The sequence below is a fragment of the Streptomyces sp. Ag109_G2-15 genome (assembly GCF_900215565.1).
Classification (GTDB): domain Bacteria; phylum Actinomycetota; class Actinomycetes; order Streptomycetales; family Streptomycetaceae; genus Streptomyces; species Streptomyces diastatochromogenes.
This window is the reverse complement of the sequence record NZ_OCNI01000001.1, coordinates 7,865,311-7,888,083: the sequence shown is the minus strand read 5'-3', so window position 1 is coordinate 7,888,083 and position 22,773 is coordinate 7,865,311. Positions and strand designations below refer to the sequence as shown.

General features: G+C 69.3%; 18 protein-coding genes, 1 tRNA gene and 3 pseudogenes. 15 read left to right on the top strand and 7 right to left on the bottom strand.

Annotation, left to right across the window (positions count from 1 at the left end; genetic code table 11):
* Nucleotides 1-68 precede the first annotated feature (68 nt).
* The 8 genes and pseudogenes from CRP49_RS35650 to CRP49_RS48340 form a co-directional block, all read left to right on the top strand.
* Nucleotides 69-2,420 carry a sialidase family protein gene (locus CRP49_RS35650; RefSeq protein WP_097257020.1) on the top strand — a complete coding sequence of 784 codons (2,352 nt, stop codon included), beginning with the start codon at nt 69-71 and terminating at the stop codon, nt 2,418-2,420.
* Nucleotides 2,421-2,556: 136 nt separating this feature from the next.
* The gene (locus tag CRP49_RS35645; RefSeq protein WP_097257019.1) at nt 2,557-3,276 is read left to right on the top strand and encodes a cellulase B precursor; all 720 of its coding nucleotides are present in this window, start codon (nt 2,557-2,559) and stop codon (nt 3,274-3,276) included.
* 128 nt (nt 3,277-3,404) lie between these two features.
* Entirely contained in the window at nt 3,405-5,384 is a 1,980-nt protein-coding gene (locus CRP49_RS35640; protein ID WP_097257018.1) for a beta-galactosidase, read from the top strand.
* 142 nt (nt 5,385-5,526) lie between these two features.
* Entirely contained in the window at nt 5,527-6,510 is a 984-nt protein-coding gene (locus CRP49_RS35635; RefSeq protein WP_097257017.1) for an acetylxylan esterase, read from the top strand.
* A gap of 217 nt (nt 6,511-6,727) precedes the next feature.
* The gene (locus CRP49_RS35630) at nt 6,728-8,128 is read left to right on the top strand and encodes a GH1 family beta-glucosidase (RefSeq protein ID WP_257033616.1); all 1,401 of its coding nucleotides are present in this window, start codon (nt 6,728-6,730) and stop codon (nt 8,126-8,128) included.
* Nucleotides 8,125-10,407, top strand: coding sequence for an alpha-xylosidase (gene yicI / locus CRP49_RS35625; RefSeq protein WP_097257015.1), 2,283 nt, complete (start codon nt 8,125-8,127; stop codon nt 10,405-10,407). Before CRP49_RS35630 ends, yicI begins: the two co-directional genes overlap by 4 nt.
* 81 nt (nt 10,408-10,488) lie before the next feature.
* Nucleotides 10,489-10,623 (top strand): hypothetical protein, encoded by a 135-nt coding sequence (locus CRP49_RS48345; RefSeq protein WP_257033615.1) that lies wholly within the window; start codon nt 10,489-10,491, stop codon nt 10,621-10,623.
* 90 nt (nt 10,624-10,713) lie between these two features.
* A pseudogene (locus tag CRP49_RS48340) lies at nt 10,714-10,925 on the top strand (IS200/IS605 family accessory protein TnpB-related protein); the annotation flags it as partial.
* On the opposite strand, the gene CRP49_RS35615 reads toward CRP49_RS48340, so the two are convergent.
* Nucleotides 10,905-11,249, bottom strand: a complete 345-nt coding sequence (locus tag CRP49_RS35615) for a hypothetical protein (protein WP_257033614.1) — start codon at nt 11,247-11,249, stop codon at nt 10,905-10,907. The pseudogene CRP49_RS48340 and the gene CRP49_RS35615 overlap by 21 nt on opposite strands.
* A 1,072-nt stretch (nt 11,250-12,321) precedes the next feature.
* Here CRP49_RS35615 and CRP49_RS35605 point away from each other — a divergent pair.
* Both CRP49_RS35605 and CRP49_RS35600 read left to right on the top strand, forming a co-directional pair.
* Nucleotides 12,322-12,516: a hypothetical protein gene (locus CRP49_RS35605; RefSeq protein ID WP_097257013.1), complete on the top strand. Its 195-nt coding sequence runs from the start codon at nt 12,322-12,324 to the stop codon at nt 12,514-12,516.
* Nucleotides 12,517-12,924: 408 nt separating this feature from the next.
* Entirely contained in the window at nt 12,925-13,161 is a 237-nt protein-coding gene (locus CRP49_RS35600) for a hypothetical protein (RefSeq protein ID WP_257033613.1), read from the top strand.
* Between the two features lie 176 nt (nt 13,162-13,337).
* Here the strand turns inward: CRP49_RS35600 and CRP49_RS47110 are convergent, their stop codons facing one another.
* Complete coding sequence (locus CRP49_RS47110) at nt 13,338-13,706, bottom strand: hypothetical protein (RefSeq protein WP_179851855.1); 369 nt, start codon at nt 13,704-13,706, stop codon at nt 13,338-13,340.
* A gap of 165 nt (nt 13,707-13,871) precedes the next feature.
* Nucleotides 13,872-14,377, bottom strand: a pseudogene (locus CRP49_RS35595) (IS5 family transposase); the annotation flags it as partial.
* A gap of 112 nt (nt 14,378-14,489) precedes the next feature.
* Between CRP49_RS35595 and CRP49_RS35590 the strand changes: the two are divergent.
* The 4 genes from CRP49_RS35590 (at nt 14,490) to CRP49_RS35575 (ending at nt 18,331) form a co-directional block, all read left to right on the top strand.
* Nucleotides 14,490-15,155 (top strand): nitroreductase, encoded by a 666-nt coding sequence (locus tag CRP49_RS35590; RefSeq protein ID WP_097257011.1) that lies wholly within the window; start codon nt 14,490-14,492, stop codon nt 15,153-15,155.
* A gap of 489 nt (nt 15,156-15,644) precedes the next feature.
* Nucleotides 15,645-15,929 (top strand): hypothetical protein, encoded by a 285-nt coding sequence (locus tag CRP49_RS35585; protein ID WP_097257010.1) that lies wholly within the window; start codon nt 15,645-15,647, stop codon nt 15,927-15,929.
* Between the two features lie 469 nt (nt 15,930-16,398).
* Complete coding sequence (locus CRP49_RS35580; protein WP_097257009.1) at nt 16,399-17,487, top strand: pentapeptide repeat-containing protein; 1,089 nt, start codon at nt 16,399-16,401, stop codon at nt 17,485-17,487.
* Nucleotides 17,488-17,965: 478 nt separating this feature from the next.
* Nucleotides 17,966-18,331: a DUF805 domain-containing protein gene (locus CRP49_RS35575; protein ID WP_097257008.1), complete on the top strand. Its 366-nt coding sequence runs from the start codon at nt 17,966-17,968 to the stop codon at nt 18,329-18,331.
* 242 nt (nt 18,332-18,573) lie between these two features.
* Here the strand turns inward: CRP49_RS35575 and CRP49_RS35570 are convergent, their stop codons facing one another.
* From CRP49_RS35570 to CRP49_RS35555, 4 genes and pseudogenes are all read right to left on the bottom strand, one after another.
* On the bottom strand, nt 18,574-18,777 hold the full coding sequence (locus tag CRP49_RS35570) for a cold-shock protein (protein WP_097257007.1): 204 nt from the start codon (nt 18,775-18,777) through the stop codon (nt 18,574-18,576).
* A gap of 1,094 nt (nt 18,778-19,871) precedes the next feature.
* Nucleotides 19,872-20,789 carry a hypothetical protein gene (locus tag CRP49_RS35565; protein WP_257033612.1) on the bottom strand — a complete coding sequence of 306 codons (918 nt, stop codon included), beginning with the start codon at nt 20,787-20,789 and terminating at the stop codon, nt 19,872-19,874.
* Entirely contained in the window at nt 20,789-21,655 is an 867-nt protein-coding gene (locus tag CRP49_RS35560) for a hypothetical protein (protein WP_097257005.1), read from the bottom strand. The genes CRP49_RS35565 and CRP49_RS35560 overlap by 1 nt, the downstream gene beginning before the upstream one ends.
* 42 nt (nt 21,656-21,697) lie before the next feature.
* Nucleotides 21,698-21,889 (bottom strand): annotated as a pseudogene (locus CRP49_RS35555) (MarR family transcriptional regulator); the annotation flags it as partial.
* Between the two features lie 797 nt (nt 21,890-22,686).
* On the opposite strand from CRP49_RS35555, the gene CRP49_RS35550 reads away from it, so the two are divergent.
* Nucleotides 22,687-22,763 (top strand) — tRNA-Met (locus tag CRP49_RS35550).
* Nucleotides 22,764-22,773 lie beyond the last annotated feature (10 nt).

Below are 22,773 nucleotides of genomic sequence, written 5' to 3'. Positions count from 1 at the left end.
AGAGCCGCCGGACTGCTGCTTGTGCGCAGGCCCCGTACGGACCCGGACCCGAAAGGCAAGGACCCGCCATGCCCCATGCCCCGCACCTCTCCCGCCGAGGTCTGCTGGCCGCCGGCGCGGCGGCGGCCGCCCTCCCTGTGCTCGCCCCCTCCGCCGCGTCCGCCCGCCAGGCCGGACAGGCCAGAGCGGCCGGATCCACGCCCTACATCTTCCGCAACGCGGAGATAGTCGGCGGCGGTTTCGTCACCGGCATCGTCTTCAGCCAGCGCGAATCCGGACTGGTGTACGCCCGTACCGACATCGGCGGCGCCTACCGCCTCGACACGGCGTCCCGGCGGTGGTTGCCCCTCACCGACTGGATCGGCTGGGACGAGTACGGACACACCGGCATCATCAGCATCGCCACCGACGAGGTCGACCCCGACCGCGTCTACCTGGCGGCGGGCACCTACACCCTTCCCGACTGGGACCCGAGCATGGCGGCGATCCTGCGGTCGACCGACCGCGGCCGTACCTGGAAGACGACACCCCTGCCGTTCCGGCTGGGCGGCAACATGCCCGGCCGGGGCATCGGCGAGCGGCTGGTGATCGACCCCAACCGCAACAGGATCCTCTACCTGGGCGTGCGCGGGGGCCACGGGCTGTGGCGCAGCACCGACCACGGCAAGACCTTCGCGAAGGTGACCAGCTTCCCCAACCCGGGCAACTTCGTCATCGACCCCACCGATCCCGACGGCTACAACGGCGACAACCTGGGCGTGCTGCAAGTCGTCTTCGACAAGCGCACCGGCAGAGCGGGCAGGGCCACCCGGACCCTCTACGTCACCGTCGCCGACAAGGACAACATCCTGTACCGGTCCACCGACGCGGGAGCGACCTGGGAACGCGTCCCCGGGCAGCCCACCGGCTTCATCCCGCACCACGCGGTCTTCGACCACGTCGGCGGCTACCTGTACCTGGCGACCAGCAACACCGCCGGCCCCTACGACGGTTCCAAGGGCGACGTGTGGAAGCTGGACACCGCCACCGACACCTGGACCCGCATCAGCCCGGTCCCGTCCACCAGCGACGACAACAAATACGGTTACAGCGGCCTGACCATCGACCGGCAGAACCCGGACACCCTGATGGTGTCCACCCAGGTCAACTGGTCCCCCGACTGCATCCTCTTCCGCTCCACCGACGGCGGCGCGAGCTGGACCCGCGTGTGGGACCTGGGCCCGAATTCCGAGCGCACCCTGCGCTACGACATCGACATCTCCGCCGCCCCCTGGCTGACCTGGAACGCCTCGCCGTCGCTTCCCGAGATGACCCCCAAGCTGGGCTGGATGATGGAGTCCGTCCAGATCGACCCCTTCGATTCCGACCACTTCATGTACGGCACCGGCGCGACGATCTACGGCGCGAACAACCTGACCGACTGGGACAGCGGCGGCACGGTGCACATCTCAGTGCGGGCCCAGGGCCTGGAGGAGTGCTCGATCGGCTGCGTGATCAGCCCACCCGTCGGTCCCGCTCACCTCTTCTCGGGCGTCGGCGACGTCGGCGGCTTCCGCCACACGGATCTGCACAAGGCAACGAAGATGTACGACAACCCGACCTTCGGCGCCACCCCGGCCCTGGACTACGCGGAGCTGGCGCCCCACACCATCGTGCGGGTCGGCAACCCCACCAGCGGCTGGACCCAGCACTTCGCCGTCTCCACCGACAGCGGCGACACCTGGACACCCTCGGGCAGCGAGCCGTCCGGCGTCACCGGGCCCGGAGTCGACGACCAGGCCGTCGCCATCAGCGCCGACGGCAGACGCATCGTCTGGTCACCGGCCGGCGCGCCGGTCAGCTGGTCTGACGACCACGGTGCCACCTGGACGGCTTCGAAGGGGCTGCCGGCCGGGGCCCCGGTGCGCTCCGACCGGGTGAACCCCGCGAAGTTCTACGCCTACGCCTCCGGCGTCTTCTACCTCAGCACGGACGGCGGCAAGAGCTTCAAGGCCACGGCGGCGACCGGTCTGCCCACCGCGGGCAACGTCCGGTTCAAGCCGGTCCCGGGCCACGAGGGCGACATCTGGCTGGCCGGCGGCACCACCAAGCCCACCACCCCCACACCGTACGGGCTGTGGCGGTCGACCGACTCCGGAACGTCCTTCACCAGGTTCGAGGCGGTGGACGAGGGCGACGTCGTCGGATTCGGCAAGGCCGCGCCCGGTGCCGCGTACCCCGCCGTGTACACCAGCTCCAAGATCCGCGGCGTGCGCGGCATCTTCCGGTCCGACGACGCGGGCCGGACCTGGACCCGCGTCAACGACGACCGCCACCAGTACGCCTGGACCGGCAACACCATGACCGGAGACCCCCGGGTCTACGGCCGCGTCTACTTCGGGACCAACGGGCGCGGAGTCCTCTACGGCGACCCGGTGTGAGGTCCGGCTCCCGGTCACCGCGCTCCGCACCCGCCGTCCCGAAGGGGAGACCGACGTGGCCCTGCCGCCAGGGCAGGACGACCGACGCCTCCTCTCCTGTGTGATCCCCCCACTCAGCACACATTCAGGAGGGCTGATGAAATTCCGTGTCGGCTGGGCCGCGCTTCTCGCGGCTCTGGCTCTCGTTCTCACGTTGCCGAACTCGGCAGCGGCAGCCTCATCGACGTACTACTTCAAGTACTACCCGACCGGCGGCAACGCCTCGACCTGGTACGCCAACGACAACTCCTGGGGTGTGAACTCCTCGACCGGCACCGGCTTCGTCGCCATGGTCGACGGCGAGGACTGGGGCACCACGTCCCCGGTGACCACGCTCCCCAAGAAGCTCAGCGCCATCAGCCCCAACAACACGACGTGGTTCAGCCAGTCGGCGTACCCGAACTCCGGCTCTTACTACGACGCCACGTACGACATCTTCATCGACCCGACCGCCGGACCCACCAACCGCAACTCCCACAACGAGCTGATGATCTGGCTCAACTGGTCCAACACCAAGCCGCTGGCCAACGCCTACGACGCGAACGGCAACGCGATCCCCACCGAGACCAACGTCAGCCTCGGCGGCCGCACCTGGAACATCTACGAGTACAACTGGCCGGACGGCGTCAGCCACACCATCAGCTACCTGGACACAAGCAGGTCCGGCTGGTGGTCCGGCAGCCTCACCCCGTTCTTCAACTGGGGCATCAACAGGGGCTACTACACCAACGACCAGTACCTCAACAGCATCATGGCCGGCTGGGAGTTCGGACCCGGCAACTACACCGCCAGCTCCTGGGGTGTCGCGGGCTTCTGACGCCGCGACACACCCCAAGGCGCACCAGTGACCGACCGCCCTCTGCCCGGAAGCACCGCCCGACTCTCCGAACAGAGGGTCGGGCGGCCCGGAAACAGCGCCCGAACCCTCCGTACGAAGGCACCGTCATGACCACACGCAGCATCACCGACCGCCTGGGCGGGCTCGCCTTCGGCGGGGACTACAACCCCGAGCAGTGGGACGAACCGGTCTGGAAGGAGGACGACACGCTCATGCGCCAGGCCAGGGTCAACCTGGCCACCATAGGTGTCTTCTCCTGGGCCCTGCTGGAACCGGAGGAGGGACGCTACGACTTCGCCTGGCTGGACGCCCGCATCGACCGCCTGCACGCGGGCGGCGTGGCCGTCGACCTCGCCACCCCGACGGCCTCCCCGCCGCCCTGGTTCACCCTGGCCCACCCCGACGCGCTGCCGGTCACCCCGGACGGCACCCGACTCACCCACGGCAGCCGCGACACCTACTGCCTCACCGCACCCGCCTACCGCAGCGCGGCCCGCCGGATCGCCTCCGCCCTGGCCGAGCGGTACGGCGACCACCCCGCCCTCGCGCTGTGGCACGTGCACAACGAGTACGGCACGCTCTGCCACTGCGACCACACGGCCGCGGTCTTCAGGGTGTGGCTGCGCGCCCGCCACGGCTCGCTGGACGGCCTCAACGAGGCCTGGGGAACAGCGTTCTGGAGCCAGCACTACACCTCCTGGGAGCAGGTGCTGCCGCCGCGTGCGACACAGTGGCACAAGAACCCCGGCCAAGCACTGGACTTCCACCGCTTCTGGTCGGACGAGATCATCGCCGCCTATTGCGAGCAGCGTGACGCGATCCGCGCGCACAGCGACCGGCCGGTGACGACCAACCTGATGCTCCCCGCCTACCAGAACATCGACCTCGGGGCCCTCGCCCGCGAACTCGACATCGTCACATCCGACCAGTACCCGAGCGCTCCCGGCCTGGACGCCGCCGCCGACGCCGCCTTCCACGCCGACCGCACCCGCTCCCTGGCCGGCGGCGGCCCCTGGCTGCTGATGGAACAGGGCACCAGCACCGTCTACGACGGTGACCGGGTGCTTGCCAAGGAGCCCGGGGAGATCCTGCGCCACACCCTCGGGCACATCGCCCGCGGTTCGGAGGGCGCCCTCTTCTTCCAGTGGCGGCAGTCCCGGGCCGGCGCCGAGATGTGGCACTCGGCGATGGTCCCGCACGCGGGCCCCGACAGCCGGATCTTCCGCGAGGTCACGCAGGTCGGCGAGGCGGTCGCCCGGCTCGGAGAGCTGGCGGGATCGACAGTCACCGCGCCGGTGGCCGTCCTCCACGACTCGGACGCCTGGTGGGCGCTGAGTACGGACGGCCTGCCCTCCCCCGACCTCAACTACCACGAGGCACTGGGCCGAGCGCACCGAGCTCTGTGGGACGCGGGCGTCACGGTCGACTTCGCCCACCCCGAACACGAATTGGGCCGCTACCGGCTCGTTATCGCACCGGCCCTGTTCCTGATGTCCGACGCGGGCGCCGAGAACCTGCGCCATTACGTCGAGGGCGGTGGGACGCTGCTCGTCCAGCACGCGAGCGGATTCGTCGACGAGCGCCTGCACGCCCGCCTGGGCGGTTGTCCCGCCGGGCCGCTGCGCGAGGCGCTGGGCATCCGCGTCGAGGAGTACCGGCCGCTGCGGCGCAAGGAGCGGATCGCCCTGTCGGACGGGTCGTACAGCACCGTCTGGAGCGAGTCCGTGCGCGCCGAGGGCGCTCAGACGCTCGCCGCCTACACCCACGGCATGCTGGCGGGCAGCCCCGCGCTCACCCGGCACGGCTACGGCACCGGGCAGGGCTGGTACCTCTCGACCCGCTTGGAGGAGACCTGCTACGGCGCCCTGGTCCGCCGACTGCTGAAGGAGGCCGACGTCGAACCCGAACTGCCAGGCCTGCCGCCCGGTGTCGAAGCCGTCACCCGGCACGCGCCCGACGGCCGCCGCTGGCGCGTCCTGATCAACCACCGCACCGACACCCTGCCCCTGCCGGAGCCCGCCCACGACTTGCTCACCGGTGCCGTGGCACACGAACTGCAGCCCGGTGGCTGCGCGGTGCTCGCGTGAGCCGCGGCCAGCAGCTGATGACCCCCACGCGGCCGCTCGTCCTCGGGTGGTGACGGGCCGTCGCCCATTTCCCAGGAGTCCTCGCGCTGTTCACGTTCCATCACCCCGCCGCTTCGCCGTCTCTGCATCCGGAGGAAGTCCCATGCCTCTCACCGACTTCGGCCTTGACGAACTCGTCGGCTACCGACCGGTGTCGACCGCACCGCACGACTTCGACGCCTTCTGGCAGCGCACCCTCGACGACGCCCGATCACAGGCCGGCGAGGTGAAGGCCGAGCGCGTCACCGACCGGTTCCGGCTGCACACCGTCGAGGTGGACGACCTGCGCGTCCCCGGCTGGAACGGCGAACCGGTGGCCGCCTGGCTGCTCCGCCCGCGCGGAGCCGACGGCCCGATGCCCGTCGTCGTCACCTACATCGGCTACTGCGGCGGTCGCGGACTGCCCACCGACCACCTCTTCTGGTCCACCGCCGGCTACGCCCAGCTCGTCGTCGACAGCCGCGGCCAGGGCCACGACACCCCGGACCGGACCCAGGGCGACGGCACGCAGTGGGCCGAGGGGTTCATGACCCGCGGCATCGACTCGCCCGAGAACTACTACTACCGGCGCCTGATCACCGACTGCGCGCGGGCGGTGGACGCCGTCGCGGAACTGCCCGGCCTCGACGCCCGCCGAATCGTGGTCGCGGGCGGCAGCCAGGGCGGCGGACTGGCCCTCGCCGTCGCTGGACTCCTGGGGAACAAGGTGGCGGCGGTGATGCCCGACGTGCCGTTCCTGTGCCACTTCCGCCGCGCCGTCGAGATCACCGGTGAGGGCCCCTACCCGGAAATCGCCAAGTACCTGCGCTGGCACAGCCCCCATCGCGTGGAGCCGACCTTCGCCACCCTCGACTACTTCGACGGCGTCCACTTCGCCCAGAGGGCCACCGCACCGGCCCTGTTCAGCGTCGGCCTGATGGACCCGATCTGCCCGCCCTCCACGGTCTACGCCGCCTTCAACCACTACGCGGGTGAGGACCGGACCATGACCGTCTGGCCTTTCGCCGACCACGGCGGCGGCTGCGGCTCCAACCCACCCGTCCAACTGGACTGGCTCCGCGAGCGCGGGCTCGCACCCGAGCAGTGACCCTTGCGCCGCAGCCACCCGTCTCCGTTCGGGGAACGACCGTAGCGCCCGATCAGGAGCGCTGCTGACGCGGACACAGCCAGGGCGTGACACAAGCTGCCGTACCGCACACAGGGGGCAGCGCTCCGCTCCGCCGCCGTGGGCCGGTGGCATGTTCGCCGGCTGCCCACGAGCGGGTACCAGCCACAACTTCGAAGAGACCCTGAGGTATCGCCACGTGAGTTCCCCGCCCTTCCCGGTACTGCCCGCCGGGTTCCGTTTCGGCGCCGCCACCGCCGCCTACCAGATCGAGGGCGCCCACGACGAGGACGAGCGCGGCCCGTCCATTTGGGACACCTTCAGCCACACCCCCGGGCGCACGCTCGGGGGCGCCACGGGCGACACCGCCTGCGACCACTACCACCGCTACCGCGAGGACGTCGCCCTGCTGCGCGAGCTCGGCGTGGACGGTTACCGCTTCTCGATCGCCTGGCCCCGGCTGCTGCCCCAGGGCACCGGACCGGTCAACCACAAGGGCCTGGACTTCTACGACCGCCTGATCGACGAGCTGCTGGCCGCCGGAGTCTCACCCGCGGTCACCCTCTACCACTGGGACCTGCCACAGGCCCTGGAGGACCGAGGAGGCTGGCGCACACGAAACACCGCCGAGGCCTTCGCGGAGTACGCGGCCCTCGCCGCCGAACGCTACGGCGACCGGGTCGACCGCTGGATCACGCTCAACGAGCCCTACTGCGCCGCCTTCGTGGGCTACGCCGAGGGGCGGCACGCGCCCGGGGCCGAGGAGGGCCACGGCGCGCTGGCAGCCGCACACCACCTGCTGGTCGCTCACGGCCTCGCGGTACGGGAGCTGCGTGCCGCAGGCGCACGGGAAGTCGGGATCACCCTCAACCTCGACCGCATCCATGCCGCCTCCGACCGGCCTGAGGACCGCGCCGCCCTGCGCCGCGCCGAGACCCTGCACAACGACATCTGGACGGAACCGCTCCTCGCCGGACGCTACCCTCGGCACGAGGCGGAGACCTGGGCCGGGCTCGCCGGCGGCCCCTGGCGGCTGCCGGGCGACCTGGACCTGATCGGCGCCCCGCTGGACTTCCTCGGCGTCAACTTCTACCGGCCCACCACCGTGGCCGCCGCACCGCATCGCCTGACCGACCCCGGGCAGCGCACTGCCGTGGACATCGGCGTGGCCGAGCTGGACCCGTACGGCACCCGGCACACCACCATGGGCTGGCCGGTCGTCCCGTCCGCGTTCACCGAGCTGCTCTGCGGCCTCCACGCCCGCTACCCGCAGGCGCCACCGATCTGGATCACCGAGAACGGCTCGGCGGAGGCCGACACGGTCGCGCCCGACGGCCAGGTCCACGACCCCGACCGTATCGCCTACCTCGCCGACCACCTCACCGCCGTGGCCGACGCCATCGCCGCCGGTGTGGACGTACGCGGCTACCACGTCTGGTCGCTGCTGGACAACTTCGAGTGGGCACGCGGCTACGACCAGCGATTCGGCCTCGTCCACGTCGACTACGACACCCTGACCCGCACCCCCAAGGACAGCTACCACTGGTACCGGGGCCTGATCGCCGCACACCGTACGCGCACGGAGGAACCTGCCCGATGAAGTTCACGGACGGCTACTGGCTGATGCGTCCCGGCTGCACGGCACGCTACGCCACCGAGGTCGCCGACGTCCGCGCCGACGACCACCGGATGACCCTGTACGCGCCCGTGAAACACGTGAGCCGGCGCGGTGACACCCTCAACAGCCCGCTGCTAACAGTGGAGTGCTGGTCCCCAGCAGAGGGAATCATCGGCGTGCGGACGACCCACCACGCCGGATCGGCGTGCCGGGGACCGGAGTTCGCGTTGCCCGGCGCCGAAGCGGACGCCGGCAAGGTGCGCCGGGACGGAGCGGTGCTGGAACTGGCCTCCGGTGAACTGACGCTGCGCGTGGACACGCAGCAGCCGTGGCGGCTGGAGTTCACCGCCGGCGGCCGCGTGCTGACTTCCGCAGGCGAGCGCGGCACCGGCTTCGTCACCGACGCCGAGGGCCGCCACCACATGCTCGGCCAGCTCTCCTTGGGAGTCGGAGAGCTGGTCTATGGCCTGGGGGAGCGCTTCACCCCGTTCGTCAAGAACGGGCAGAGCGTGGACATCTGGCAGGCCGACGGCGGCACCAGCAGCGAACAGGCCTACAAGAACATCCCGTTCCACCTGACCAACCGCGGATACGGCGTCTTCGTCAATCACCCGGGCAGGGTCAGCTACGAGGTCGGCTCCGAGTCGGTCGGCCAGGTGCAGTTCAGCGTCGAGGACCAGTCGCTGGAGTTCTTCGTCGTCCACGGCCCCACCCCCAAGGAGATCCTCGCCCGCTACACGGCCCTCACCGGACGTCCGGCTCTGCCCCCGGCATGGGCACTGGGGCTGTGGCTGACCACGTCCTTCACCACCGAATACGACGAGGCCACCGTCAACCGCTTCGTCGGTGGCATGGCCGAACGCGGCATCCCACTGAGTGTCCTCCACTTCGACTGCTTCTGGATGCGCGAGTACCAGTGGTCCGACTTCACATGGGATGCGGAGACCTTTCCCGACCCCGAGGGCATGCTGGCCCGGCTCAAGCAGCAGGGCCTGCGCATCAGCGCGTGGATCAACCCGTACATCGCACAGAAGTCGCGCCTGTTCGACGAGGGCATGCGTGAGGGCTACCTGGTACGCCGCGCCGACGGCAGCGTATGGCAGTGGGACCTGTGGCAACCGGGCATGGCCCTGGTCGACTTCACCAACCCGGCCGCCCGCGACTGGTACACCGGTAAACTGCGCACCCTGCTCGCCCAGGGCGTTGACTGCTTCAAGACCGACTTCGGCGAACGCATCCCCACCGATGTCGTCTGGCACGACAGCTCCGACCCCAAGCGGATGCACAACTACTACACCCACCTCTACAACCAGGCCGTCTTCAACCTGCTGCGTGAGGAGCGCGGCGAGGACGAGGCCCTGCTGTTCGCCCGCTCCGCCACCGCCGGCGGCCAGCAGTACCCAGTCCACTGGGGCGGCGACTGCGAGTCCCACTTCAACGCCATGGCCGAGTCACTGCGCGGCGGGCTCTCCCTCGGCCTGTCCGGATTCGGCTTCTGGAGCCACGACATCGGCGGCTTCGAGGGCACCCCCACCCCCACCGTTTTCAAGCGCTGGGTGCAGTTCGGCCTGCTCTCCTCGCACAGCCGACTGCACGGCAGCAACTCCTACCGCGTCCCGTGGGACTACGGCGAGGAAGCCGTCGAGGTCACCCGGGAGTTCACCTGCCTCAAACACCGCCTCGCCCCCTACCTCCAGCGCGCCGCCCAGCAAGCCCACACCACCGGCATCCCGGTGATGCGGGCCATGGTGCTGGAGTTCCCCGACGACCCGGGCGCGGCGGCACTCGACCGGCAGTACATGCTCGGGGACGACCTGCTCGTCGCGCCCGTCTTCACCGACGACGGCACGGTGGAGTACTACGTGCCCGAGGGGACGTGGACGAACGTACTGACCGGCGACCAGGTCACCGGCCCGCGCTGGGTACGCGAACACCACGGCTTCCACACCCTGCCGCTGCTCGCCCGCCCCGACTCGGTCATCCCGCTCGCCGCCGACGACCAGCACCCCGTCTCGGCCTGGGCCGACGGCGTCGAGTTGCGGGTCCACGCCTTCGCCGACGGCACGGAACACACACTGGTGATCCCCCGCCCCGACGGGCCGGGCGAGACGGCCCGCTTCCACCTGCACCGCGACGGCGACCGCCTCCGCGTCACCACCAACAGCCCCCACCCCTGGCAGCTCCGGCTCGGCGGACCGGACGGAACCCTCCACACGAGCCCCGCCGGCACCCTGGAAGCCGACCTGCCCTACCCGCGCTGAACCGAGCACCGAGGCAGTTCCCCTGTTCGCCCAGCAGGAGAGCAGGGGAACTGCCCCAGTGGCCGTTCGCCGCTCCAGTCAATGCCCCGCAACCGGAAGTGTGCCGCCGTACAGAGCCAGACCGAGCGCCACATATCCCCCGACCAGCTCGATGCTCTGCTGCGCAGCACTGCGGGCATCGGTTGCCGCCTCGAGACCGAGCTGACCGACGGCTGATTCAACAGCGCCTACCGCGTCCTGCTTGACGACGGCCGACCAGCCGTCGCCAAGCTCGCCCTCTGACCTCACACGCTCTGAACGTCACAGCACCGGAGTGATGCGGTGGGGCATCGGACCGTCCAGGCCGCACCGGGCATCCCGGGGCGTGAGGAAACCCGCCCCCGCATTCCGGACCACGAACACGATCCGTCGGCGCCGGACGCGGAGCGAAAGCGGGGGACCAGTGTGCCCACAACCGTTCGGGGCACACGGCTGAGCACCAGTCCTGGCATCAGGACTCACTCCCGCTCAGTCTCTAGGAACGGTGAGCCTGCCTGCTTCGGGGTCTTGCGGAGTTCAGCGAAATCGGCGTGGGCCTGAGCGACGGCTTCCGGGTACCCCTGGGCCTTCTCGTGTTCGGCGAGGGCCCGGTAGATGCCGGCCAGGCCGGGGTTCCGGCCCGTGCGCCTGCCGGCGGGGATGATCAGGTCGGGGCGGATCTGCTCGAAGAGCATCCGGCCCGGGCCAGACGGGTCGTAGCTTCCGGGCAGCGGGCCAGCCAGCATCTCCAGGACCAGGCCGTGGGCCGTCAGGTGGTCGGCCGGCGCGGTGAGCTCGGCGGCGTCGCGGCCGAGCCGCTTCATCTCGTGGACGGTGAACAGCACGCGGCAGTGCGGGGCGTGGGCCTTGATCTCGTGTGCGAGGGCGAGGGGTCAAGGACGAAGGAGAGGGTGACGCGGTCGCCGGATCGTGCGCGGTATGTGAACGGCCGGCACAGCTGGCCAGGAGCCGCCCGCCACCGCGTTCGTGGACGATGGCGGCCGGCGTGGCCGGGCCGCCATCAGCGGGGTCGCGAACCGTACTGGCTGCAGGGCCAGTTCTGAGGTACCCGGAGGCACCTTGCCGCGGAACGCAAATCGTTGGCGACAGGAAGTCGTGGCACCCGTGCTGCCGGACGGACCGGCATGAGACCGGCTCAGATCGAACGGTAGCGGCAGGACAGGGGCTGTTTACCGCTGCTGCAGTCCGGGCGGCAGCGCAGACATCGAGCGGACCTCAGGGCCAGCCGCAGGCGTGCGGGGCTCAAAGAGGCCGGCAGAGGCGCCTGTGGCCATCACCGCGTCGAGTTGACTACGTATGCTCGCGGCCGCGTCACGTACTCGCGCCGGTACGTCGCCTCGCTCCGCAACGAGCTGGTGATAGATCGGAGCGTCCTGGAACATGTGGTCCTTCCGGCAGGTGATCATCGGGGCATGCGGGCGTCGAGTCTAGTGGGGCAGCTTGCATCGCACACACCTGCAACGGCGCACAACGATCAGCCGAGCTATTCCGGGTCGGATGCACGGCCGAGGAGCGCTGCTGTTGCGCTTGTGCGGGCGGCTGTGCCTTCGTCATGCAGGCATCGCGCGGGCCCGGCTCCTGACGACGCATCGGGGGACCTCCCCGGCCTGAGCCCGGAGTCGTCCCTGACACCACACCAGGGGAATTCGGAGGCCCGATCTGTGGACGCCAGGTCCCACCGCGGGCTACTTGATCACCCCGTGGCGCAGGAAGGGTTGCCCGCGCCGGCACCGGCGGTGACCAACCGTCAGGCCGGTCGCGTTCACCCACCGGAGACCCCTGCCGCCGACCAGCCGCGACCCGGTTCCGACGGCAGTACGCCTCCCGTTCATCCTCCTGGAGGACCCTTCCGTGCACACTCCACGAAGAGCGGCGATGGCTCTCGCCGCTGCCGGCGTGCTGTCCCTCAGCGGACTGCCACCGGCCGTCGCCACCGCGTCGGCCGTGTCCGACCCCCACTTCGCCGAGGCCGGCACCACGGCCTCGACCCGGCCCGTCGCGGTCACCCTGGTCACCGGTGACCGGGTGCTGCTCGGCAAGGGACCGGACGGCCGCCCCGTACCATGGTGACGCCGGCCGCCACACCCGGTCGCCACGTCGCCTTTACCGGAAACTCGGCTCTGTCCCCGGTTCTGCTCTTCCGATCCTCTGCCGGCGCAGGTAGAGCCAGGGCCTGCGCTCAGGACTTCAAGATCACCCCATGGCTGGTTTTGGACTCACCTTGGCTGGAACCCTCGATGGGCCTGGGCAGAGGGTCCGCATCCGCGCGCCGGTTGGGTACCGGTCTATGTGATTGCACCGATGCCCCGGCGGGGCAGGTTGCGACAGGCTTACCGGCGCTGCACCGAAACGGCCTGTTCTGGTCAGGACGTTCCGCACCGTGCGGGCGGTGCGAGGTGGAGGCAGAGTGGCTCAAGTCGTACGTGCTCACCATGCCGGCGCAGTCCGGGCGTTCGCGGAAGGCTGGCTGGCGTCGGTGTGCTGCCCGCGAGTCTGCTGGCCGCGCTTGCCGCGGGCTCGGCGTCCGCACGGATCACGTCGGCGGTCTCTCATCGCCGGGTACGGCCGACGGCCCTCTACACGACCTGGCTCGTCACGGTGGCCGTCGTCGCGGTCGTCACCCTGGCCCCCCAGTTGCACTCGGCCCAGACCTGTGGTCCCGAGTCAGGGGCGGCGGGGCTGCCCAAAGGCGTGGCCCGGGAGTACTCATGGTGAGTTCGCCGGCCGTGCTCACGCTCTGTCCTGTGCTGTACGGCGCCGTGGTTTACGCCGTGCGCAAACGGAAGGCTCTGGCTCCTCTGCCGGTCCCCCGGCCACCAGGAGTTGGCCGCGGCGCTGGTGAACCTGCTGCTCGGGGAGGGGGCCATCAGCTACCGTGACCTGACACACCGTTACTGAGCCTCAGTCAGAACTTCCCAGGGATCCGTCCGCAGTTCCAGGCCGAAGTTGCGGTGAAGTCGTGCTTGCACCGCCTTGAGGCCCTTGATGCCTTCGCCGAACTCTTTCCAGCCCCGTGCCTCCTGCTTTTCCTGCTTGGGACTCATGGTCTGAACAGCACCGAGGTGCGGCAACGCCTCGTAGACATTGCCCGCGCCGTTGTTGATGTGCTTGAGGGCTGTCGACCATGCGGCCTGAGTCTTGCTGTCAGGGATGGGCTGATTCTTCTGAGCGCCCTGAACGGTGGGAAAGTAGCCGCTGAAGTCGTAGAAGCCCCCGCCCCGGTCGTGGTCCGCCTGGAGCTCCGCGGACCGGCGGATCACGCTGATCAGCCGGTCCTCGCCCCCGGAATTGAACCAGTAGGTGACGTTGTCGGCGACCTGCGACGGATCCGTGGTCGGCGTGGGTGTGGCGTCGACCGTGGGGGTGGACGTCGGCGTCGGTTCCGCGGTCGGCGTGACGCTTGGACTCGGTGTCGGCTCGGCGGCCCGCGAGTCCGCACTCAGGTGGATCTTGGTAGTGAACCCGCCACGCGAGCGGCCGAGCGCCTCACCTCCCGCACCACCTCCGCCAGCCGGTCGATCAGTTCCGACCGGACCCGAGCGACTTTGACCGTCTGGACAGAGCCCCCTTTGAAGGATGGCGGCGGAGCATGCCGGGCGCCGGCGGCGTGGTGGTGCGCGCGCACGGACGTCGAGTCGACCGAGACGTCCCAGTCGATCTCGCCGGCCGCGTCCGCCTCGGCCTGGATCCGCCGCAGGAGCATCTCCCACGTTCCGTCCGCCGACCACCGGCGATGGCGCTCGTGCACCGTCTTCCACGGTCCAAACCGCTCCGGCAAATCGCGCCACTGCACGCCCGTGCGTATCCGGTACAGCACCCCGTTCACGACCTGACGATGGTCCCGCCACCTGCCGCAACGCCCGTTGCTCACCGGCAGAAGCGGCTCCAGCCGCTCCCACTGGGCATCTGTCAGATCACTCCTACTCCCCATAGTCGTATCAACGACTGACTGATCGTCGGAACGTCGTCCAGCCCCCAGCGATGCTCGGTCCTGACCGCTGAATACGGTGGAGGGGCCCGGTTGAATGAGAGGACGCGAAGACGTGGATGTGTATGAGGCCGTCGACAGCCGCCGGGCCGTACGGGCGTTCAGCGATGAGCCGGTGCCCAAGGAGGTCCTCGAACGAGTGCTGACCGCAGCAACGCGGGCTCCGTCCAGCGGGAACCTCCAGCCGTGGCACATGTATGTCGTGAGCGGCGAACCCTTGGCCGAACTGAAGAGGCGCGCGACGGCCAGGGCACTGGCGGGAGACCCGGGTGATGATCGGGAGTATCCGATGTACCCGGACGAACTGACCTCGCCGTATCTGGACCGCTTCTCTGCTGCGGCGGCTCAGCGATACGAAGCGCTGGGGATCGAGCGCGACGACCCCGACCGGCCCCAGAAGATCGCTACCTTGAACTCGGAGGCGTTCGGAGCGCCGGTCGTCTTGTTCTGCTACCTCGACCGGACGATGGGGCCCGGACAGTGGGGTGATGCGGGGATGTACTTGCAGACGGTCATGCTGTTGCTGAGGGCGGAAGGGTTGCACAGCTGCCCCCAGGTGATGTGGACCATGTACCGCAAGACCGTCAGCCGAACAGTCGGAGCCGATGACGAGCTTGTGCTGTACTGCGGCATCTCAGTGGGATTTGAGAAGGAAGGCGTGCCAAGGCTGCGTACCGGGCGGGCGGACATGACGGAAACGGTGAGCTTCATCGGAGTGTGACCACTGACGGCCGAGATCGACAGGACAGGGCTTAGCAGCATCGACAGCACAGTCTGGCTGTGGGATACGGCGATCGGCCGCATCCGCACCACTCGCATCAGCGAGGGATACTACGTGTTCGCGCTGGCGTTCACCCTGACGGGCACGCCCTGGCCACCACCAGCGCAGACAGAAAGGTCCGGCTGTGGGACACGAAGCTGCCTGACCAAACTGCAGCGATCAGAGAGATCTGCAAGTCCATCGACCGGAACCCCACTGCCGAAGAACAAGCAGCGTACTCTGCAGGCCAGTCACCTCGGACGGTGTGCCCGTCCTGAGCCGCTGACCGCGCAGTGCGGCCAGTGGTCAGCCGACGGTTAGGACGAGGGGCGGCGGTCAAGGTCTCGGCGAAGTCGCGTGATGCCCGGTTTGTGTTCGTGGGGTCCCAGGAGGTGAGGGGCGCCGAACGTCGCAGGCCCCACGAACTCGCGTGCTGGTAGCGTCGCGTCCGTGATCGTGTATCCGCTGTGGCATGTCGGCCACCAGAACGAAGCCGGCGACGACGGCTCGACAGTGCACGTCGATGAGAGCGGCGTGTTCTGCGATGAGGCGGACGGCGACGACGTGAAGCTGCTCGGTATCTACTCAACCCTCGAACGGGTTGAAGAGCGTTTGCGTCAGGCTCGACTTCTGCCGGGCTTCCGTGATGAACCGGAGTGCTTCTACTTCGATGCTTGCGAGCTCGATGAGGACGATTGGACCGATGGCTTCGTTCGAGTTCCGCCGGGCGAGTAGGCCGGTGGCAGAGTCCTGGTGGGATGCCGTTCCGTGGTCACGTAGGCCCCAGGCTTCGGCGTAGTTGCATGACGTTCGGTTCGTGGTCATCCGAGGCCGAGGAGTGAGAGGGGTCGGTGAGGGTTGCGGGCGTTGCGGCGGAGGCCGGCCGCTATGTTCTGCACTCCGGCCATGCGGAGGGCTCCGATGGCGCGGGCGCGGAACTCAGCGGGGTAGGCGCGGGGCATGTCCGGCAGCCTTTCGTGAAGGCCGTCAGTTAGCCAGCAGAACTGGAACCTGAGAGGTGGGGCAGGTCAGATTCGTCACCCGATCGTGCAGCAGACCGCCCTGCACGGCTGCCCAGGTGAGGAACTGGCGCAGGTAGCTAGTGCCGTGACCACATAGCTTCGCCGGGTTCGGCCTTGCTCTAGGATCCGATGCTATGGGGGGATCCGTTCATAGCCGCTGGCGTGTAACTCGGGCGGTCGCCATGGCGTCGGTCGTGGTGGCAGCACTTGCCGTGCTGTTCGTCGTGCTCCTGGTCCTTCCAGGCATGGTGGTGGACCACGATGTCGCTGGTGCCCACCTCGCCGCCGCGGACCGGATGAACGCAGTGAACAACGTGCGCACCACGCTCCTGCAGGCGATCGGTGGCGCAGTCGTCCTGTTCGGTGCCTACGCCACCTGGCGGCAGTTGCGTGTCAACCAGGACGGGCTGAACGCCACTCGGGAGGGCCAGGTCACCGATCGCTTCAGCCGGTCCGTGGATCAGCTCGGCAGCGACAAGCTGGACGTGCGGATCGGCGGCCTCTACGCACTGTGGCGGATCGCGGACCATTCCGCCCGTGACCACGAGGCGGTCATCTCGATCATGGCAGCGTACCTTCGGACGCATCTGCCGTGGCCGCCGCAGGAGCCGGGCGCTCCGGCCGCGGACGTGTCGATCAACTCAGTGCGCCCGCTGGAGACCCGTGCCGCCGATGCTCAGGTGGCGCTCACCTGCCTGGGGGTGCTTGGCCAGGAACGCAGCCCGGGGTGGGTCAACGTCAGCTTCACCGACCTTCGTCGAGCCGACTGCGACGGGCTGTGGCTGAACGGCGTCAACCTCGACGCCACGTGCTTGGAAGCGGCGAGCGTGTATCAGGTCAACCTGAGCGGGGCGTCACTAATCGAGGCCAACCTGCGGCATGCCGAACTCGGGACGTCGATACTCCATCAGGTGCGGTGTCTCGACGCCGATCTGCGCGGCGCACGCCTGGTCAAGGCCGACCTGCGGGACGCGGACTTCTCCGGTGCGGACCTCAGGGAGGCGAACCTGCGCAAGGCTCGGGCCCATGGGGCGGTGTTCGTCCGTGGGGATCTGCGGTCGGCCGATCTGCGGGGCTGCGACCTCGGCGGCGCCGACCTGCGGCACGCGAGACTCGAAGGCGCGCTGGCGAGCGACCTGACCATCTGGCCGAACGGCTTCGACATCGACGCGGCTGGCCTCGTCATCACCGAGGATCCAGGCGCCGAACCTGACGTTCTGCTGCCGGCTGCCGCGATCACGAGGCCAGTCCCGCCCCTGATGTCGGCCTGATGCTTGGTTCGCCTTCATCGCAGTGGATTGATTGGGCCGCCGAGTCGAGGTGGCGTCCGCCCCAGCGGACCTGGAGTTCGGCCTGACCGCGGAGGCCGAAGTCAACATCAGGGGCGTTGAGGTCAAGCGAACTGCCTCGTTCAAGTGGTCCAAGGTCACCACCGAGTCGACCGAAGTCAGCAAGAGCCACGACAAGCACACCACCTTGGAGATCAAAGAGGAAGGCCGGTGGCATGGCAGATGGACCAGGAAGGCGTGCCGGCCTGGGCGGCGGCGATCGTCAGCCCCGGTTCGATCAGTCGTCAGCGCCGCTCCACCCGCGCCTCGCGCGGGGGGTGTTGCCTCGCGGTCGTTGTGCAGGGCTCGCCGCGGGGTGCCACCGACCCCGCGAATGACGCGACCCTGCCAACCCCTTACCCTCTCCGTCTGGCCTGATCCATTTCGGAGGGGCCCTCGTCAATCACCCTGGGGGGACACAGTGAGCTGGTTCATCGCTGCACTGAAGAAGTACGCCGTCTTCAAGGGCCGGGCACGCCGGAAGGAGTTCTGGCTGTTCGTGCTGTTCACATACATCACCTACGGCGTGCTGGGCGGCATCGGCGTCGCGACCCACTCGTCGGCCTTCCTCGCCGGCCTCGGCATCGCCGTCGTCGTGTTCCTCCTGCCGACCTGGGGCGTCACGGTCCGCCGACTGCACGACACGGGCCGCTCCGGCTGGTGGATCCTCATCCACCTCATCCCGACATTCGGCGCCATCATCCTGCTGGTCATCTGCTCCGAGGACGGCAAGACGGGCGCGAACAAGTACGGCCCGAACCCGAAGGAAGTCCCGGCGTTCGCGTAACGCCGCGCGTCGTCAGCCTCGCCTCCTGGACGGGAGACGGCGGCACTCGCGGAGATGGTCCGGAGCGTGGGCAGACTTCCGCGGTCCCCCTCTGAGCGGCTTGCCCGCAGAGCCGTGATGGGAAGGGAATGGCCCAACACCCGCTCGCGGGGCGGGAGCGGGCGCCACCAGGGTGATGGGTGCGGACACGGATCAGGTCCCGGAGGTGTTCCGGGACCTGCAGCCGCACGAGGCCGGACGGGTCAGGCGGGGGTGATGTTCTCCGCCTGCGGGCCCTTCTGGCCCTGGCCGATGTCGAAGGTCACCTTCTGGCCCTCCTGAAGCTCACGGAAGCCGCTCGAGTTGATGTTGGAGTAGTGCGCGAAGACGTCCGGCCCGCCGCCGTCCTGGGAGATGAAGCCGAAACCCTTTTCGGCGTTGAACCACTTGACGGTTCCGCTGGCCATGCTGAGCCTTCCGGTCGAGATCGGACCCGCACCGCGCGGACCCGAAGGTGACGCCCCGGTCCCGCACAGCAAAGCGCCCACGCCGGAGCGCGGGCGGGCACTGCGAACCAGAACATCTGACAGCGACGCTACACGGCCAAACCGGCTCTCACCAGAGAGCAACGGGCAAGACCCGCCAGGAGTACGTCGGTTGGTGTCGCCGACAGGTTGGGCGTCGACGGGGCGCTCGGCGCCCGCCGGACTCGGGAGCAGCAGCGGTGGGCTCTTCAAAGCGCGACCGCCCGCTCCCACTTCCCGTCCTGGGGGGTGTGGGGCCCGGATCTCACTGGCCGAGCCCCACTGGGCCAGGAGGACCTGGCACATCGGCATGCATCAGCCTACGTCTGCCGCCAGCACTGGTGCTGGGAGGCTGCACGTGAACGGCCGTGGAGGCAGAATCCCCTGCGGGGGCGGACAACAACATTGAAGCGATCCCGCGCGGCATGCGATCGAAGCGCAGGACCGCCAAGCCCTGCTGTCCTGTCAAAGCCGGTCAGACAGCTTTCGCAGCTCACACGCTGGCAGGCCCCCGCACATGCGCCGAGTGGCAGACGAGCGCACCCGCGGGCGACGGCCACTCTCCCCCACCGATGAGCGTGCGAACCGCGCCGCTTTTTCGTACGGTTCCAGTGATCACGCTCCCGCCGTGGCCGGGCATCCCTCGGTGATGTCGGCGTAGGGCGTGCGCCGGCTGGCCGCCAGGTCAGTGCCCGTTTCTCAACCCGCCTTATGGATCTTTGTGCGACATCCCGCGAGTTCCTCTGAGCCCGGCTGACTCCCACGCCCCGTGCCCAGTGGGTTCTTTCTCCTTCGTGTGCTCTGCGGCCCTGTGACGTGACTTCGGGATTCCTGAAGCGTTCTCACTTCGTCCGACCGATGTGCAGTCGGGCCGAAGGTGAGCGGGCTCAGGTTGGTGGCGCTGGCGGTCGTGCGGGACCTGCGTGAGCACGGCCATGCTCCTCGCCCATCAGAGCCACGGCGTGTAGGCCCAGCCAGCGGGCGCAGTTGAACCACCCATGATGCCTGGTCGGAGGTCCGCGCGCGGGGTCGGGCGTTCAGGGCTGGGGCATCAACTGCACCCGGATGTCCCTGTCGTACGGCAGGACGACCGTCCGGTCCCGGCCGTGTACCCAGTCCGGCGTGACCAGGAACAGCCGCCCGTCGGAGGCCAGCAGCAGCCGGAAGCCCTGGTAGCGGTGGCGGAAGGCCCCCGCGCTCGCCCCGGCCGCGCCGAGGCGCCGGGCGATCACCCCCGTGGGCACGTCCTCCAGGGGGTCCCTGGTGTCGACCACGACCTCGGGCCGGTCCCGCAGGTCGGCCGCGTCCTCCTCGCCCCGGCCCGTGCCGTACGCCCACGCCAGCTGGGTCGACGCCCAGAACAGCCCGGCCACGGTCAGCGCGAGCGCGCACAGCACGCCGTTCCTGGCCAGATGCTGCGGCAGCAGCGGACTCTCGCGCTGCTGGTCGCGGATCCACACCCCGTACGCCACAGCGACCGGCCCGAAGGCGAGCGCGAGCGGGGTGGCCCCGATGACCACGCTGACGTCGGGCCCCTGGATGAAGATGCCGATCAGCGCTCGGGCGATGAGGAGGACGCCGACGAGGACGAAGGCGTATGCGAGGAAGGCGTTGACGCTGGACGAGGTGCCCTCCGAGCCCTCCTCGCTCCCTGTGCCCTCCCCGCTGCGGGACAGCTGCCACAGGACGAGGGTGTGGATGCCGACGAGCGCCAGCGCACCGAGGAAGAGCATCGCCGCGGGGACGAAGACCACCTCCATGCCGTGCAGCATCAGGTTCTGGTTGGTCAGCCCCGTCATATCCAGTGGCACCCCGAAGTAGGCGTACCGCGCGCGGGTGGCGACGAAGCCGAAGTAGAACAGCAGCGCAGTCGCCAGGGTCGCCGGGCCGATCGTCTCCGCGAGCTTCCAGATCCGGGCCGAGACGGACCGCTGCTGGGTCTCTTCGGCCGTCATCACTCCTCCGGCTCGGACGGGGAGTCGGTGTCCGGCGAGGGCGTGACCTCCGAGGTGGGCGGGTTGTCCGTCGGGGGTGAGTACTGCGAGGAGGGCGACGAGTCCGGCTGCGGCTCGGGCTCGGTGCCCTCGACGGACATGTTCAGGTCGAGACCCGACTTGGGGGAAGCCGTGCCGCTGACCTTTACAGGATTGTTCGGTTTCGGCGGTGGGCCGTTCCAGGACGGCACCTTGTCGCATGGGTCGACGGTCGTGTTGTCGCACACGAAGCTGATGTCGGCCACGGCCCTGACCAGGTACTTTCCGGGCAGGGCGCCCTGGGGGAGGATCGCCCCGGCCAGGCACGCCCGGCCCTCGATCACCCGGTAGGAGACGCACGGGGGGTCGAGTTCGTCGCCCTCCTCATAGCAGTGCGCGGCGTCGGAGCGGACCGCCGGTTTCACCGGCCCTGTGACCACGAAGAAGGAGACCCGGTCGACGGTGATGGCGGTGGCCGTCTTGTTGATGAGGGTCAGACAACCGCTGTCGTCGTCCGCCTGACCGTCGAGGTGCAGCCCGTTGTAGTGCACGGACTTCCGTCCCCCGCCCGGCGTCTCGCCAGCGGTGGTCTGGGTGCCGGCCGAGGCGGTCCCCGCACCGGTCGTCGTGTCGCCGGGCGTGTCACCGCCGGGGGCATCGGGATCGTCGGGCCCGGTGGTACCCGCCGTGCCGGTGCGCGAGAAGGTGGCCGCGGGGTTAGTGGTGCTCTCAGAGACGGTGTCCCCGCCGCCGGTGAGGGCCGCGTCGACCAGCCACACGACCCCCAGTACCGCCACCAGGCCGAGGGCCACGGTCATGGCGATGAGGCGGGAACGCGGAGGGGCCATATCCGGAGGGTAAGCACCCCCTACGCGGCGTTGCCTCCCGTGTTACCCCATCCGGTCCGCCCGCTCCGCCTCCAGCATCCGCAGCAGCAGCCCCCGCAGCACCACCCGCTCCTCCACGAGCCCCGCCAGTGGCTCGCGGGCGAAGCGGAGGGACTCGCGCAGGCCCTTGGCGACCTGGCTGCCCTTCTCGGTGGCGGCGGTCAGCTTGACTCGGCGGTCGGCCGGGGCCGGGCGTTCGCGCCAAGGGACGCCAGACGCAGAGCGAGTTCGCGACGGACTGCGGCTGTCCGGAGCACCTGGGCCTCTGAGCGCCTGAGGCACTCCACCTCCGGGCCCGAGAGAACCGCGTGTCACAGCCCAACGCGCGGTCGGTGCGTCAGCGGCTGGGCAACCGCCACAGCCGTGTCCCTGCCCGAGCCTGCTCGGCAGGCATCTCACGGACGAGGTGGTAGAGGTTCTCGAACTACTCGTGGCCACCGGTTGGGATCCGGCAGAGCGTTCTGTGTGCGCCAGGCCCGTTCCACCGCTACCAGCGGCTCCATGTGCTCCCACACCGAAATCACTGATCCGCCCAGGTAGCCGGAGACAGGTTCTGTCTCCACCACACCGTGTGTCACGAGAGCGCCGAGGTTGTCGTAGTACCAGGCCAGCTCGCGCACCAGGTCCTGTCCTTCGTCAGGCAGGCCGGCCAACCCCAGACACCCTTCGCAGGCAGGCAAGTTCCTCATGCACGAAGGTGCGCGCGCGCCAGGCGTGCGACCCTCCGTTCCCCGCACAGCGCTGCCCCGCACTGCCATCGCGACACAGTGCCGGTCAGGAGACGCGGTAGAGGAGTCCAGCGCCACGCTTGCCCGCCGGGGCCCGCGACAGCAGGGAGACACCTCTGGCCGGCGGGACTCTGCCTGGTGCGTTCTGGTGGTGCACGGTCGAGGCAGCCTTCCACTCCCCTGCCAGCGCCTCGCGCGCACCTCCTGCCCGGCACATGTCCTGGTAATCCCTGCCCGGCGCATGACGTAAGCTGGGCGCACCGACGCGGGGTGGAGCAGCTCGGTAGCTCGCTGGGCTCATAACCCAGAGGTCGCAGGTTCAAATCCTGTCCCCGCTACCAACGCACCGGC

What these genes read in the sequence shown, in the direction of transcription:
- CRP49_RS35635 (WP_097257017.1), top strand. Translation starts at nt 5,527, where the DNA reads ATGCCTCTCACCGACTTCGGCCTTGACGAACTCGTCGGCTACCGACCG.
- CRP49_RS35605 (WP_097257013.1), top strand. Translation starts at nt 12,322, where the DNA reads ATGGCTCTCGCCGCTGCCGGCGTGCTGTCCCTCAGCGGACTGCCACCG.
- CRP49_RS35570 (WP_097257007.1), bottom strand. Translation starts at nt 18,777, where the DNA reads ATGGCCAGCGGAACCGTCAAGTGGTTCAACGCCGAAAAGGGTTTCGGC.
- CRP49_RS35650 (WP_097257020.1), top strand. Translation starts at nt 69, where the DNA reads ATGCCCCATGCCCCGCACCTCTCCCGCCGAGGTCTGCTGGCCGCCGGC.
- CRP49_RS35640 (WP_097257018.1), top strand. Translation starts at nt 3,405, where the DNA reads ATGACCACACGCAGCATCACCGACCGCCTGGGCGGGCTCGCCTTCGGC.
- CRP49_RS35565 (WP_257033612.1), bottom strand. Translation starts at nt 20,789, where the DNA reads ATGACGGCCGAAGAGACCCAGCAGCGGTCCGTCTCGGCCCGGATCTGG.
- CRP49_RS35645 (WP_097257019.1), top strand. Translation starts at nt 2,557, where the DNA reads ATGAAATTCCGTGTCGGCTGGGCCGCGCTTCTCGCGGCTCTGGCTCTC.
- CRP49_RS35580 (WP_097257009.1), top strand. Translation starts at nt 16,399, where the DNA reads ATGGCGTCGGTCGTGGTGGCAGCACTTGCCGTGCTGTTCGTCGTGCTC.
- CRP49_RS48345 (WP_257033615.1), top strand. Translation starts at nt 10,489, where the DNA reads ATGCCCCGCAACCGGAAGTGTGCCGCCGTACAGAGCCAGACCGAGCGC.
- CRP49_RS35560 (WP_097257005.1), bottom strand. Translation starts at nt 21,655, where the DNA reads ATGGCCCCTCCGCGTTCCCGCCTCATCGCCATGACCGTGGCCCTCGGC.
- yicI (WP_097257015.1), top strand. Translation starts at nt 8,125, where the DNA reads ATGAAGTTCACGGACGGCTACTGGCTGATGCGTCCCGGCTGCACGGCA.
- CRP49_RS35615 (WP_257033614.1), bottom strand. Translation starts at nt 11,249, where the DNA reads ATGAAGCGGCTCGGCCGCGACGCCGCCGAGCTCACCGCGCCGGCCGAC.